The 14,689-nt window shown below is 38.6% G+C and carries 14 protein-coding genes; 8 read left to right on the forward strand and 6 right to left on the reverse strand.

Translation table 11 applies throughout. The features are described 5' to 3' along the window. The first annotated feature begins 186 nt into the window (after nucleotides 1–186). The 5 genes from AC1M9C_RS00335 to AC1M9C_RS00355 all read left to right on the forward strand — a co-directional run bounded on the left by AC1M9C_RS00335 (nucleotide 187) and on the right by AC1M9C_RS00355 (nucleotide 5,556). On the forward strand, nucleotides 187–1,203 hold the full coding sequence (locus AC1M9C_RS00335; protein WP_035265895.1) for an aspartate carbamoyltransferase catalytic subunit: 1,017 nt from the start codon (nucleotides 187–189) through the stop codon (nucleotides 1,201–1,203). A 10-nt stretch (nucleotides 1,204–1,213) separates the two neighbouring features. Next, nucleotides 1,214–2,449 (forward strand): dihydroorotase, encoded by a 1,236-nt coding sequence (locus AC1M9C_RS00340; protein ID WP_035265897.1) that lies wholly within the window; start codon nucleotides 1,214–1,216, stop codon nucleotides 2,447–2,449. 191 nt (nucleotides 2,450–2,640) lie between these two features. Beyond that, the gene (locus tag AC1M9C_RS00345) at nucleotides 2,641–3,540 is read left to right on the forward strand and encodes a lysozyme inhibitor LprI family protein (protein WP_481952993.1); all 900 of its coding nucleotides are present in this window, start codon (nucleotides 2,641–2,643) and stop codon (nucleotides 3,538–3,540) included. A 128-nt stretch (nucleotides 3,541–3,668) separates the two neighbouring features. Next, complete coding sequence (locus AC1M9C_RS00350; protein WP_035265899.1) at nucleotides 3,669–4,694, forward strand: lysozyme inhibitor LprI family protein; 1,026 nt, start codon at nucleotides 3,669–3,671, stop codon at nucleotides 4,692–4,694. Nucleotides 4,695–4,779: 85 nt separating this feature from the next. Continuing rightward, nucleotides 4,780–5,556, forward strand: a complete 777-nt coding sequence (locus AC1M9C_RS00355; RefSeq protein ID WP_035265901.1) for a Rossmann-like and DUF2520 domain-containing protein — start codon at nucleotides 4,780–4,782, stop codon at nucleotides 5,554–5,556. 28 nt (nucleotides 5,557–5,584) lie between these two features. Here the strand turns inward: AC1M9C_RS00355 and trmB are convergent, their stop codons facing one another. Next, nucleotides 5,585–6,301 carry a tRNA (guanosine(46)-N7)-methyltransferase TrmB gene (gene trmB / locus AC1M9C_RS00360; protein ID WP_035265903.1) on the reverse strand — a complete coding sequence of 239 codons (717 nt, stop codon included), beginning with the start codon at nucleotides 6,299–6,301 and terminating at the stop codon, nucleotides 5,585–5,587. A gap of 210 nt (nucleotides 6,302–6,511) precedes the next feature. Between trmB and AC1M9C_RS00365 the strand changes: the two genes are divergently transcribed. Beyond that, nucleotides 6,512–8,974, forward strand: a complete 2,463-nt coding sequence (locus AC1M9C_RS00365) for an ExeM/NucH family extracellular endonuclease (RefSeq protein WP_481952994.1) — start codon at nucleotides 6,512–6,514, stop codon at nucleotides 8,972–8,974. 40 nt (nucleotides 8,975–9,014) lie between these two features. On the opposite strand, the gene AC1M9C_RS00370 is transcribed toward AC1M9C_RS00365, so the two are convergent. Next, nucleotides 9,015–10,460: a SulP family inorganic anion transporter gene (locus AC1M9C_RS00370; RefSeq protein WP_180027602.1), complete on the reverse strand. Its 1,446-nt coding sequence runs from the start codon at nucleotides 10,458–10,460 to the stop codon at nucleotides 9,015–9,017. A 209-nt stretch (nucleotides 10,461–10,669) separates the two neighbouring features. Between AC1M9C_RS00370 and AC1M9C_RS00375 the strand changes: the two genes are divergently transcribed. Then, on the forward strand, nucleotides 10,670–11,281 hold the full coding sequence (locus tag AC1M9C_RS00375) for a glutathione binding-like protein (RefSeq protein WP_092766135.1): 612 nt from the start codon (nucleotides 10,670–10,672) through the stop codon (nucleotides 11,279–11,281). Nucleotides 11,282–11,545: 264 nt separating this feature from the next. After that, nucleotides 11,546–12,208, forward strand: coding sequence for a glutathione S-transferase family protein (locus tag AC1M9C_RS00380; protein WP_481952995.1), 663 nt, complete (start codon nucleotides 11,546–11,548; stop codon nucleotides 12,206–12,208). Nucleotides 12,209–12,239: 31 nt separating this feature from the next. On the opposite strand, the gene AC1M9C_RS00385 is transcribed toward AC1M9C_RS00380, so the two are convergent. The 4 genes from AC1M9C_RS00385 to rpoH form a co-directional block, all read right to left on the reverse strand. Then, nucleotides 12,240–13,025 (reverse strand): thiazole synthase, encoded by a 786-nt coding sequence (locus AC1M9C_RS00385; RefSeq protein ID WP_092766137.1) that lies wholly within the window; start codon nucleotides 13,023–13,025, stop codon nucleotides 12,240–12,242. Nucleotides 13,026–13,037: 12 nt separating this feature from the next. Further along, nucleotides 13,038–13,235 (reverse strand): sulfur carrier protein ThiS, encoded by a 198-nt coding sequence (gene thiS, locus AC1M9C_RS00390; RefSeq protein WP_481608360.1) that lies wholly within the window; start codon nucleotides 13,233–13,235, stop codon nucleotides 13,038–13,040. A gap of 15 nt (nucleotides 13,236–13,250) precedes the next feature. After that, nucleotides 13,251–13,616, reverse strand: coding sequence for a DUF423 domain-containing protein (locus AC1M9C_RS00395; RefSeq protein WP_035265913.1), 366 nt, complete (start codon nucleotides 13,614–13,616; stop codon nucleotides 13,251–13,253). Nucleotides 13,617–13,732: 116 nt separating this feature from the next. Then, nucleotides 13,733–14,602 carry an RNA polymerase sigma factor RpoH gene (gene rpoH / locus AC1M9C_RS00400; RefSeq protein ID WP_035265916.1) on the reverse strand — a complete coding sequence of 290 codons (870 nt, stop codon included), beginning with the start codon at nucleotides 14,600–14,602 and terminating at the stop codon, nucleotides 13,733–13,735. Nucleotides 14,603–14,689 lie beyond the last annotated feature (87 nt).

Consider the following 14,689-nt stretch of genomic DNA (forward strand, 5'->3'; position numbering starts at 1 on the left):
GAGCCTAATTTTGAGAGAATTAGAAGATTTCAATGGAATGCTTTTGGTTAAATTAAGTTTTTGAAAAATTTTATGAAACATCATAAGTCGTGATGAAGTTAGATATTGATCAGCTGCAGTGTGGGTCACTGCCAAATCATTTTAGAATCTGTATAATACGTTGACTTAACGTATAAGGAATCTCTCATGCACTTCGCTGCATTGCATACACCGAGCCAGATTCAACTCAACCAAGATGGGAATCTCAAACACTTCCTCACCATCGAAGGCCTTTCAAAAGAAACTCTTACAAAAATATTGGACACTGCACAGTCCTTTTTTAATGACCAAAATCAGCTCATTACCAATAATTTGCTTGAAGGCAAAACGGTAATGAATCTGTTTTTCGAAAATTCGACACGTACACGAACGACATTTGAAGCAGCGGCAAAACGTCTTTCTGCCAACGTACTCAATATTGATATTGCTCGCTCAAGTACTTCTAAAGGCGAAACATTGAGAGATACACTGTGGAATTTAGAGGCAATGGCGGCCGATATCTTTGTGGTTCGACATTCTTCATCGGGTGCTGCACATTTTATTGCGAAGGATGTTTGTCCAACTGTTGCGATTATCAACGCGGGTGATGGACGTCATGCGCATCCAACTCAAGCAATGTTAGATATGCTTACGATTCGCCGTGAAACCAATAAAAAATTTGAAGATATTTCCATTGCGATCATTGGGGATATTAAACATTCACGTGTTGCACGTTCTGATGTGGCTGCGTTGCAAACATTAGGTTGTAAAGATATTCGTGTGATTGCGCCGAATACTTTACTTCCTTATGGCTTTGATGAATATGGTGAAGGTGTTCGCCTATTTAACAATATGGAAGCTGGGATTAAGGATTGTGATGTCATCATTACTTTACGTATTCAAAATGAACGTATCGATTCACCTGCATTATCGTCACAAGCCGAATTTTACAAAATGTATGGTCTGAACAAAGAGCGTTTGGCTTTGGCGAAACCTGATTGTATCGTGATGCATCCAGGGCCGATGAATCGTGGTGTTGAGATTGATTCAAGTATTGCAGATGGTCCTCAATCCGTGATTTTGAATCAGGTGACCAATGGTATTGCGGTGCGTATGGCAGTTCTCGCGCTGGCGATGCAGGGTCAGTTACAAGAACAAGGTTTAATTGAAGCAGTTGCGGTATAAGGAATCAGTCATGTCTATTGTTAAAGTCGAAAATGTACGCGTCCTAGATCCAATTGCTCAAACTGATCAAATAGAAACTATTTTTATTCAAGATGGAAAACGCATCGAAGCGACTTCTGAGGTTCATGAAAGCATCGATGGGCAAGGCAAATGGCTGATGCCAACGATGGTTGATTTGTGTGCACGTTTACGAGAGCCAGGTCAACAACAACATGGAACGTTGAAATCTGAAGGTAAAGCAGCACGTGAAAATGGCATTTTACATGTATTTACCCCACCAGATTCAAAACCTATCGTTCAGGACAATGGCGCTTTAATTCATGGTCTTGTTGAAAAGGCAATGTTAGATGGCGGGATTTACCTTGAGGTGATAGGTGCACAAACACAAGGGCTTCAAGGAAATCAACCTGCCAACATGGCGGGTTTAAAAAAGGGTGGTTGTACTGCTGTATCAAATGCAAATGCACCTTTTGCGAATGACGATGTGGTGCTTCGTACGCTTGAATATGCTGCAGGTTTGAATTTAACTGTCGTATTCTATGCTGAAGAGCCTCAAATTGCGAAAGATGGCTGTGTGCATGAAGGCTTTATTGCTTCACGCCAAGGTTTACCAATGATTCCTGCTTTGGCAGAAACGGTCGCGATCGCAAAATATCTATTAATGATAGAGGCAACAAAAGTCCGCGCACACTTCGGGTTACTGTCTTGTGGTGCTTCAGTTGAGTTAATACGTATCGCGAAGGAAAAAGGATTGCCAGTCACGTGTGATGTTGCAATGCATCAGTTACATCTTACAGAGTCTTTAATTGATGGATTCAACTGCTTGGCACATGTACGTCCACCTTTGCGTGCAGAATCTGATAAAGAATTACTTCGTCAGGGTCTGAAATCTGGAGTAATTGACGCGATTTGTACGCATCATGAACCACTCAGTAGTTCTGCAAAAATGGCACCTTTTGCAGAGACTTTGCCAGGTTTTACTGCTTTTGATTCATATGTTCCTTTTGGAATCAAATTGATTGAAGAAGGTCTATTTAGTCCATTAGAGTGGGTTGAAAAAGTAACGAGTGCGCCAGCTGCTGTTGCACAAATGACTGAGACATGGAAAGCACAGGCTGGATGGGTGCTGGTTGATCCAGATTTGGAATGGACACTTGATAAATCTTCTATTATTTCTCAAGGTAAAAATACACCATTGATTAATCAAAAAGTCAAAGGTAAGGTAATTCGTACTTTCATAAAATAATGTGAATTCAATCATTTAAAGGTCGATTAATATCGGCCTTTTTTATTATGGATGATTGAATAATTCATGATTCAGTATATTTTATGAAGATCTTTATTTTTTAATAAAATTTAACTGAGAGCTTTAATAAGAATCAAAACAAAACCAATGAGGTTTGGTATCAAGAGCTTGAGTTTGATTGGGGGAGTAGCATGAAACTTCAGATGAAAACATTGACCACATTGTGCATGGTTGGTGTGTTGTCAGGATGCCAACAAGTGTATTCAATCATGTATGCTTTTAATCGTTGTGATCAACCTGAAGTGCAATTAAAACTCGAACAAGTCATCCATAAAGACATCGCGAATATCTCAGCGACTCAACTCAAAAGTATTATAGAAAATGATCAAGTTATTATAGATGGTCAACTCTTACAGCGTAGTTTGAAACCAGTTCAATTTAAAATTGAAAACATTGATAAAATAAAGAAAATGAGATCCTCTGATCAGACGACGTGTACAGCAAGAGTCACTGCTGAACTACCATCAAATTATCTGACGGATGCTGATGTATCACGCGCATTAAATCGAGAGTCAAATGTTTTAGAATCAGCTGCACTTTCTCAATTAAACTTTGAGAACAATCAGATTTCTACTGAGTTAAATTATAGTGTACGAATTTCAGAGCATGAAGTAACTGTACAATTGGTGAATGCACTACATTTCACCAGTTTTATGCAAAAAGTTCTAATAGATGCCCATTTAAAACCATCACGTTTGACGGCTTTAGTGTTAGATCGTCAAAAGAAACAAGCACTTTTAAATCAGCAAAATAAAACATCAGATGATTATCAATCCATTCTTATTGCTGAAGCACAACTTAAATTAGATCAAGCCAATGAAGATCTAAATTCTGTATGGAGTAGAGCTTCACTTCAAGCACGCCAAAAAATACAATACGAGCAAGAACTGTGGGCAAAAAAGCGTAATTTAGAATGTAAATTAAATAGTGAAGGCGCCGATAATCCTGAAGTTTTTCGATTGAATTGCGAAACAAATATGGCGATTAGTCGAACATCTGAATTACAGCAAAAAATTTTCACTCTAAGTTAGGCATTGATTAAACAGGGTTGTTGAGCGTTAGCTTTTACGCATCAAATTTTAAAAAAATAAAAATGTGATGGAGTTGTTGTTTTTTATTTGATTAAATATGTCAAAATTATAAATATGCGGTATAAAAAATGACGTATAAGATTAAATTGGCTTTGATTATCTCTACCATCTTCGTTGCAGGTTGTGATCTGAATAAGAAAAGCAAAGACACCTCACAGAATGTAGAAATTGCTGATTGGAGTTGTACTTCTCCTACGAATGTCAAAGAAATTGAACGCTTTGCGCAACAGGAATATAACAACATTTTAGATCGTCGTTTAAAAGCAACAGATCAGTATGAGTCAGATTTAAAATTACTTTCCCAAATCAATTCATCGCTTAGATTTGAACTCAAGTCGATTACAACAACGAGTGATCCTTCAAATGCAACAAACAAATTGACGTGTTCAAGCCAGTTGGTTATCCACCTGCCGAAGGGGCTTCAACGTCGTGCTGAAAATGCATACCTTGAAAAACCTTGCGAATACGAATGTGAACATGACGAAGGTAGTTATACGCTCCAACATTGGATTAATGATGTTCATGGCAATATCAGTTATGGGCAAGATAAGCTCACAGGCACTTTGAATTATGAGATTACCAAGACGGATAAAGAAGGTTTAATGCTGAGTGTGCAACCTGATAATGCATTGTTAGATATTGCTGCAAGTATGACGAGATATGCTGTTCAATTTGAAGCATTTCGTAAAGCAAATCAGAATGAATCAAAAGCTTACGAAGAGTATGAGGCTGTTCAACAAAAACAAAAGGCCTTGGCACTCAAAGCTATGCAATTGAGAAAATCTGATTTAGATAAAGAGCAAGCAAGAGCTGTCGAGCGACTTAATTTAACTTGGGATAATTTGAGCGGCGAACAAAAAGAGCAGCTAAAGAGCGATCAAACTGAATGGTTCGAACGTCGTGACGTGGACTGTAAAGTGGTCTCTCAAAAGTCAATTGAAAGTATCCCAGAAAAAGAACGCGAAACTTATCAGCAACATTATCAATATTGGGACAATGAAATGAATCAAATGAATGTTGAGATGCAATATTCTAAATGTTTCATTCAAAAGACCAATGAGAGAATTGTATACCTAAACAATGTGTTTAATTAATTCATTACAATATAGCAAAAGGGCGAATTGATTCGCCCTTTTTTTATCGGCATGCTTAGGTATACAGAATATATGTGGAAGCGATATGCGTATTAGTGTGATTGGAGCAGGGCGCGTAGCTCATCATTTGGCTCAGGTATTGAGTCAGCATCATGAGATTGTCCAAGTGTTTAGTCGAGAGCAATCTAAAGCCAATTTGTTGGCGGCTTTAGTAAGAGCTAGACCATGCAATGCAATTGAAGATCTCGAAGACACTGTTGATATTGCATTATTGGTGGTGAGTGATAAGGCAATTGAAGAAGTTGCTGAAAAAGTTGCAAAACAGCTTCCTCAGGCTTTAATTGTACATACGTCTGGCAGTACCCATATCTCTAAAATCACGCAATATCATGAGCGTGCAGGTGTGTTCTATCCACTACAAACCTTTAGCTTTGAAAGTCAAATTGATTGGTTGAGTACGCCAATATTTGTTGAAGCGATGCGCGACCAAGATTTAGCCTCCTTGACTCAAATGGCAAAAGAGTTGAGTCAAAAGGTTTATCAATATGACTCAACACAGCGCTTGAGTTTGCATTTAGCAGCTGTCTTCGCGTGTAACTTTACCAACTACTGCTATGACGTCGCTAAGCAGCTCGTAGATGCACAAAAAGTCGATTTTAATTTATTGTACCCATTGATTTTGGAAACTGCGAAAAAAGCGACTTTAAATCCCCCAAAACAGGTGCAAACTGGTCCAGCGATGCGTGGTGATCAAAACATTATCCATATGCATCAAGAGATGCTGGCGCAGGCTGGACGTACGGATTTAAGCCAAGTGTATAGTGTGGTGAGTGATCAAATTTATAAAAGACAATCAGAATAAAAAAACAGGACTTAAGTCCTGTTTTTTATTATTGAATCTTTTTAAATAAGAAGTCGTTAATTTTATGGCCTTCTTCAATTCCACGACGTTCAAACTTAGTTTGAGGACGCCAGTCAGGACGAGGATAACTGTTACCTTTACCCGCCATATTTTCTAAACGAGGGCGGTTATCTAATACATCTAACATCCATTCTGCATAGGGTTCCCAATCGGTCGCAGCATGGAATGTTCCACCCATTTCAAGTTTTTCTTCAACTAAAGGCATACGATCGTGTGAGACGAAGCGACGTTTATGGTGACGTTTTTTCTGCCAAGGATCGGGGAAATAAAGTTGAATTGCATTGATACTGTTATCTGGCATTTCACGCAAAACTTGAATTGCATCCGCATCAAGTAAACGTAAGTTTGTCAAACCAGCCATACCCGCTTCATATACACATTGTGCAATGCCGGGAACATGTACTTCGATGCCGACATAATTGCGTTCAGGATTGGCTTTTGCCATAAGTACAAGAGAGCGCCCCATACCGAAACCTATTTCAACCGTCAATGGACGTTCAGGATGCTCAAATTGCTGACGTAAATCACCAACAGGATATTCCAAAATTAAGTGACCATATTGTTCAAGCGCAGTTCGTTGAGAAGTATTCAACGGAGATGAACGGCGCATAAATGTGACAATTTCGCGATGCTCGTTCAAGTTGTCTAATTCTACAACTTGCGGGTCTAATTGATCGTTCGACATAACTTTGGCAAATGAGAAAAAATTCGAATGCGGTATTTTAAGACCTGAGTCTCCTAAGTCAAACCTTTTTCTACCTGAAAGCGCTACGTAGCTATCAATGATTTGTCGATCTATTCATGAACTTTTTCAAAATGTCATGAATTGTTCATCTACTTGTCATGCCTGTACACTAGGCTTGGAAAATAATATGAACAATGAATAAGACTTAAAATGAATAAAATAACGCTAAATAAATGGGTGTTCAATAAACTCACATTATCTTTATGTTTGATCGGATTTAGTTCAACGCCGTATGCTGAACTCATGATCAGCCAGTATGTGGATGGTAATAACAACAAGAAAGGTATTGAACTATACAATCCAGATGGAGGTGTTGTTGATTTATCCGCGTATCAATTAAAAATATTTCCGAATGGTCTAACCACCGCGAATTTGACGGTTAAGCTGCAAGGAACTTTAACAGCTCAGCAGCACTTTTTAATTGGACATTCAAATTTAAAAACTGAATTGGGTGAAGTAGTTCAGCAAACTGCTAACCTATCATTCAATGGCGATGATGCAATTGTTCTCTATAAAAACAATGTGGCTGTCGACCGTTTTGGTGCGATTGGAATACAGCAAAACTGGGCAACCGGTTTAAGCTTTGAACGTACAAAGAAAACACATGATGTCGTTTCGATAGATCCATCTGCACCCTTTGAAATTCAAAAAGAGTGGGCTAAATGGTCGGATCGAAATGCTTTTAACCAGTATTTAGCGATTAGTACAAATGAACCAATAGAGCCATCTCCGACGACTCTAAGTTGTAACTCTGCGAATACACCTATCGCTGAACTCTCACAAGCAGCTAAGAATCAAAACTATACTGTGAAGGGGGTGATTACTGCGGATTATCGTTATGCGAATGGATTCTCAGGTTTCTATATCCAAACCCCTGATGCCAAAGCAAAACCCGATCTAACTAACGCGATTTTTGTATATGCTCCTGCTTCAAGTCCTATAAAAGGAGGAAAAGTCGGAGAAGAAGTCGTTCTTAAAGGTCGATTAACTGAATATCAAAATCAGTTACAGATTGATAATTTATCCGAAAATATTTTAACTTGTAATCAAGCGGCAAGCGCTAGGATAACGCCATTATCAATCGAGTTACCATTTGAGAGTTTAACTAACGCGTCAGGGCATGCACCAAAGCGTTATCAAGGTATGTTGGTTAAAATCCCTCAAACATTAACGGTAAGTGAAAATTACAATTATGGTCGCTACGGACAACTGTCATTAAGTCTAGGACGTTTGTTTATGCCGACCAATATTTATCCAGCTAAATCAGCAGAAGCAACGGCATTGGCGCAAAAAAATCTTTTGTCCAAAATTGAACTTGATGACGGATATAATGCACAAAATTTAACGCCTACACTGCCAAGTCAGTTTAGTGCTTTAAATACTTTACGTGCAGGTGATCAGTTAAATGCTGTTGAGGGTATTCTAGAATATCGATTCAATTCTTGGCGTATTCAACCTGTACAAGGTCGTACTCAAATCCAAATTAAAGTGAATAACCCGCGGCCACCAATGATTCAGAAAAATTCAAACCAAACCCGTGTCGTGGCTTTCAATGTTTTGAACTATGATAATGGTTTAAATGGTTTTCCAACTGAGCGAGGTGCTAGCAGCAAAGCTGAGTTTGAGAAGCAACATGCCAAAATTGTCAGTGCAATGAAAGAAATCGATGCTGATGTATTTGGTTTAATGGAAATTGCGAATAATGGTTATGGTGAAAATAGTGCCATTGCATATTTAACACGAGCACTTGGATCGGAGTGGAAATATATCACTCCGCCAAATTCAAATCGATTAGGTGATGATGCGATTGCTGTTGCGATTATTTACAACAGTAAGCGTGTAAAACCTGTTAACGCTGCTGCAGTGTTTGATGACCAGTCACAAAGAAATCGAGTGACCCTTGCTCAAAGTTTTCAACCAGTGAGTGGCGGTAAAATCTTTACGGTTATTCCGAATCATTTGAAGTCTAAAGGAAGTTGTCCTTCAAATGATCAATCTGCTGATGCGGATCAAGGTGATGGTCAGGGGTGTTGGAATGCGACACGGGTTAAAGCGGTACAACAACTCATGCAGTGGATTGCAAAGAATCCAACGCAAATTACAGGTCATACGAATACGCTCTTAATTGGTGATTTAAATAGTTATGCAAAAGAAGATCCAATTTTGGCTTTAGAGCGTGCTAATTATACGAATGTACTGGCGGACAAGGTTGTAGGGCTCGGTGAACAGGCATATACCTATGTATTTGGTGTCGACAGTAACAAAGCTGGTTTTGGTGGAGCAGGTAATTTGGATCATGCTTTAGCTGATGCTTCGTTATTTCCTGCGGTTAAGCGTGCATTTGTATGGCACATTAACGCTGATGAGCCAACGAACCTAGATTATAACGAAGAATTTAAGACTACAGAGCAGAAGTCGCTCTTTTATGCTGATCATGCATTTAGATCATCTGATCATGATCCAGTGATTGTCGACTTAGAGCTTAACAGCTCAACAAATGCTGAGCAGCCACAGCGTGACACTAAGTCAGGTGGTGGTTCGTTGAACTTGCTATCCATTTTAGGATTAAGCCTGTTAGCCTTGGTTGGTTGGAGACGCAGAAATCATTCCTAAAACTTAGAAGTAAAAAAAAGAGCCATTTGGCTCTTTTTTTTTAAGTATTTGAGATACGTTCTATCAATGTTATGCTCGCTTGGTTTAAACCAATCACACGTACCTGAGTCCCTTCGGCTTCAAATTTAGCCACGACATTCGCTAACATATTGACAGAAGTGATGTCCCAAATATGAGCATAGCTGAGATCTATTTCTACTTGCTTGATATCTTCTTTGAAATCAAAAAATGCATAAAAAATTTCTGCGCTACTGAAAAATATTTGACCTTTCACCGTATAGTAGCGTACGTGATTTTCTAATTCAGATTGAACTTTTACTTCACTCTCGAGTTTATTAATGAGAAATAAGGCTGACAGAACTACACCAATCAATACGCCTAGAGCAAGGTTATGTGTTGCAAGAACAATCACCACGACAGTAAGCATGACAACATTACTTTGCACGGGATGTTTGCGGAAATTTTTTACTGAATCCCAATTAAATGTCGTGAACGCGACCATGATCATAATGGCGACTAAAGCAGCCATAGGAATATAAGCCAACCAATCTTTAAAGAAGACCACGAGACATAGCAAAAAAACACCAGCCACTAATGTCGATAATCTTGTTCTTGCACCTGAGCTGACATTGATGATGGATTGCCCGATCATTGCACATCCAGCCATCCCCCCCATAAAGCCACTTACCATGTTCGCGATCCCTTGACCGCGACATTCTTGATGACGATCTCCTTCAGACTCAGTCATTTCATCAATCACAGTCGTAGTCATCATGGTCTCAAGCAAACCAACTGTGGCGAGCGTGAGAGAGTACGGTAAAATAATAAGTAAAGTGTCGAGATTGAATGGAATTTCAGGAACTAAAAATACAGGCAAGGTATCTGGGAATGCACCTAAATCACTAACTGTTCTCATGTCAGCGCCAAGTAGAAGTGCCAATACACTGAGTACAATAATACACACTAATGGCGATGGTATGATTTTTCCGATTTTGGGTAAATAGGGAAATGCGTAAATGACCAATAAACCAATCGCTAAAAATATATAGCCTAAGCTATTCATTTGAGCAATTTCTGGAAATTGAGCGATAAAAATGAGAATCGCTAAAGCATTTAAGAAACCATAGACCACTGACTGGGAAACAAAACGCATGAGTTTTGCGACTTTGAGATATCCAGCGATAATTTGAATTACACCTGTCAGAATCGTAGCTGCCAATAAATATTGTAATCCGTGTTCTTTAACAAGAGTGATCATCAGCAGCGCCATCGCACCTGTAGCAGCCGAAATCATAGCAGTCCTACCACCAAAGAAGGCGATCGTAACAGCTATACAGAATGAGGCATATAGACCTACCTGAGGATCAACGCCAGCTATCGCCGAAAATGCGATTGACTCTGGAATCAAAGCTAAGCCTACGACTAAGCCTGCAAGTACGTCAGTTCGAATGTTAGAAAACCACTGATCTTTCTTTAAATAAATCACAATTTGCCTTTCACAAAGATGTAGCAGCGCTATGGTAAAACATCACACAAATAAAAGCTGAAAAAAGCTTGAAAATTAATTCAATCTGCACAATATTCATAAGGAGATCATCGATGTTTACGCTTGCTTGAAATTTAAAAAACAGTTCTTATTGAAAAAAAGCGTGAAGCAATTTAAAAATGATAGTAGTTAGATAACAAGGAAAAAGTATGAAGTTGTATTATTCGCCAGGTGCATGTTCACTCGCAGCGCATATTATTTTAAATGAAATTAATGTTGATTTTGATTTGGTTCGTGTTGATCTTAAAACTCATACCACTGAAAAAGGCGAAGATTACTTCGCAATTAATCCTAAAGGCTATGTGCCGGCGCTAGAAATTAATCCTGGCTTAATTTTAACGGAAAATGTCGCAATTTTACCATTTTTGGCACAGCATGATCCTGCTCAAGATTTAATCCCCCCTTCTGGATTAGGTCGAGCAAAAGTATTAGAGTGGCTTGGTTATCTAAATTCTGAATTACACGATGCTTATGCAGTGTTTTTCGGTGCACCGCTCACGGACGATGCTAAACAAAAAGCGTATGCCGAAGTTGATCGTTTACTGACATTCATTGATAAAACAATTGGTGAATCTAATAATGATTATTTGGTAGATGATAATTTTGGACCTGCAGATGCGTACTTATTTGTACTCACCAATTGGTCTAATCATATTGAACATGACTTGAGTCCTTATAAAAATATTATTCATATACGCAATAAAGTTGCAGAGCGTCAGTCTGTACAGATTGCGATGCGAGATGAAGGATTGATTCCTTAACAGGTAAGGTTTCGTTCCGTTTGTTTCGAGAAAGAGCCGAAAGGCTCTTTTTTTACTCTAAAATTTTCAGAGTAATTTCACAAAGATTATTTAGAAATAGAGAGCATTAAAAAGACAAATTTTTCATCATAATTCGTTTCAGATTCAGTGGTAATCCATTAAATAAGATATCGTTATTCATGATATTTTTTGAACTAAACATTATTTAAGTTGCTGATTTAAATCTGATATTTATATTTTGTATTTAAAACGGTGGACTAAAAAATGAGTTTGAAATTATATTCTTACAACGAATCAGGTAACAGTTATAAAGTACGTCTGTTAGCAGCATTATTGAAAGTGGATCTTGAAATTGTAGAACTAGATTATTTCAGTGATGAACAGCATAGTGAGAAATTTTTAAAAATTAATCCAAAAGGCGAAGTGCCAGCATTAGTAGATGGCGATATTGTTTTAACTGATTCTGCCGCAATTTTGGTGTATTTAGCAGGTAAATATTCAGATAAAAACACATGGTGGTCTGAGGATTTAGTAGAACAAGCTAAAATTGTAGATTGGCTTGCTTTTGCTGCCAGTTGGGTTCAATACGGGGTTTTCACGGCACGCGCGATATTGTCTTTCAAAGGTCCATACAATGGTTTGGGATTAGAAAGTACTGAGCAAACACTTAAAGAGGCGAAAATACGTGGTCACAAATCTTTGGCTATTTTAGATGGTGTGCTCAAAGACCGTGAATGGTTAGCGAATAATAGACCAACTATTGCGGATATCGCAGTGTTTGTCTATGTCGCGTTAGCACCTATGGGTGATATTTCTCTAGAGCCTTATCCAAATGTACGCGCTTGGATTGAAAGAATAAAAAATTTACCTAACTTTATCAAAATTGATGGATTGGATGATCCTTTGTATCGTCGACGAGTGAGTTAAGAAAAAACCCACTTTTAAAAGTGGGTTTTTTTTATTTAAAAAAGTATCCAGTTTCTGGAGAGCTTGCATTTGCCATACGTTTACGTGGCATACGACCAGCAAGATAAGCCTCGCGTCCAGCTTCAACGGCTTTTTTCATAGCAGAAGCCATTAGAATCGGATTCTGTGCAGCAGCAATTGCAGTGTTCATGAGTACGCCATCACAACCTAATTCCATCGCAATAGCAGCATCACTAGCTGTACCAACCCCAGCATCCACCAATACAGGGACTTTGGCATTTTCTTTGATGATAGAAATGGTATGTGGATTAAGAATACCTAAACCAGAACCAATTAAACTCCCCAAAGGCATAATAGCGACACAGCCCATACTCTCAAGTTCTTGCGCGACGATAGGATCATCAGAGGTATAAACCATGATTTCAAAACCATCATCGATCAATGTTCTTGCAGCTTTTAAGGTTTCAGTAATATTAGGATAAAGCGTTTTTTCATCACCTAATACTTCAAGTTTGACTAAATTGTGACCATCTAAAAGTTCACGTGCGAGCATACAAGTGCGAATGGCACTATTGGCATCAAAGCAACCAGCTGTATTGGGAAGAATGGTGTATTTTTCCGGTGGAATCACTGAGAGTAGGTTAGGTTGATCTGGATTTTGACCAATGTTTACGCGACGGATTGCAACAGTAACGATCTCAGCACCACTGGCTTGGATTGCTAAGTCAGTTTCCTGCATATCCTTATATTTTCCAGTGCCCACTAATAGTCGTGAACTAAATGAACGTGATCCTATGATCAACGGACTATCTTCCATATTTACTCCGAGTTAACCACCGCCAACAGCATGAATTATTTCTATACGGTCAGCATCTGAAATAGGGGTATCTGCTAGTTTACTTTTTGAAATGATCATTTCATTTTTTTCAACAGCAAATCGTTTACCTTCTAGCGATAATTCTTGAATCAGTTCTAATAAGTTTTGGCATTGCGTTTGAATCGACTCGCCATTTAAAAAAATATTCATCAGATGACCTTCAAATTAATGTTGAATTTTGAATGCTTGCCATGCTAAAAGTAGCCAGCCAATAATCATCAATGCTCCACCAAGAGGTGTAATTGCCCCTAACCCGCGCGGGAGCCCTAAAGCCATGAGATATAGAGATCCACAAAATAAAATGATACCGAACTGGATGAAGATAAAGCTGAATTGAGTTGAAAAGTTTGGAATTATTTTTGGTATGAGTGCGAGTATTAATAATCCAATTGCATGATAAAAGAAATAATCAGTTGCAGTCTGCCACCATGTCAGTTGGGCTTCGGTTGCACGAGCTTTAAGGCCATGAGCGCCGAAAGCACCTAGCATTACGGCAAGCGCTAAATTAATGGCTGATATTGAGATCCACATAAGGTTATTCCCAATCGAAAATTGCGTCATACGATAGCATACATGACGTACGATTTTTTAAACTTGCATAGCGTAAATACAAAAAAAGAGCTTATAGCTCTTTTTTTGTAATCGTATTAATTTGATGACATGGCGATCTTGATCTTGTCCATGGCATTTTTTTCAAGCTGGCGAATACGTTCAGCGGAAACATTATATTCGGCTGCTAGTTCATGCAACGTAGACTTATCATCATCTAACCAGCGGCGCTGTAAAATATTGCGTGAACGATCATCCAGCTGATCCATTGCTTCATGTAAAGCAGAGGTGCTCTGAGATTCATAATCTTCTTCCTCTGCTAAACGAGCAGGGTCATAACGATTATCCTCTAAGTAAAGCGCAGGAGCGACATGAACTGAGCTTTCATCATCTTCATCGGATTGAGCTTCGAAGGCTGCGTCATAAGCTGTTAAACGACCTTCCATTTCAAGAACTTGTTCAGCTGTTACATTTAAATCAGCCGCAATAGATTGCGCTTCCTCGAGCGTTAATTTCTTGCTCGATTTTTTTAAGCTTCTTAAGTTGAAGAACAGTTTACGTTGAGCTTTAGTTGTCGCAATTTTAACAATACGCCAGTTACGAATCACATATTCGTGGATTTCAGCTTTAATCCAATGTACTGCAAAAGAAACTAAGCGTACTCCCATATTGGGATCGAAGCGTTTTACGGCTTTCATCAAGCCTAAATTACCTTCTTGGATTAAATCGCCTTGAGGTAAGCCGTAACCTGCGTAACTGCGGGCAATATGCACAACAAATCGAAGGTGAGACATCACCAGCATTTTAGCCGCGTCTAGATCTTGGTCATAAAAATAACGTTCAGCTAACTCTTTTTCTTGTTCAGCTGTCAAAATAGGGATCTGGTTTACAGTACTAATGTAAGCACCTAAATTGACCCCGGGCGCAGACAATGACAGGGGCATCAATTGATTGCTGCTGTCAGTCATGAGTACTCCTTATAGGAAAATAGTTTAAAAAACCAATTACATTCATCTTAATCCTTATAGCATACAGAATTAAGCGAATTTGGGTAG

The organism is Acinetobacter sp. 24-47-39, from assembly GCF_056783825.1.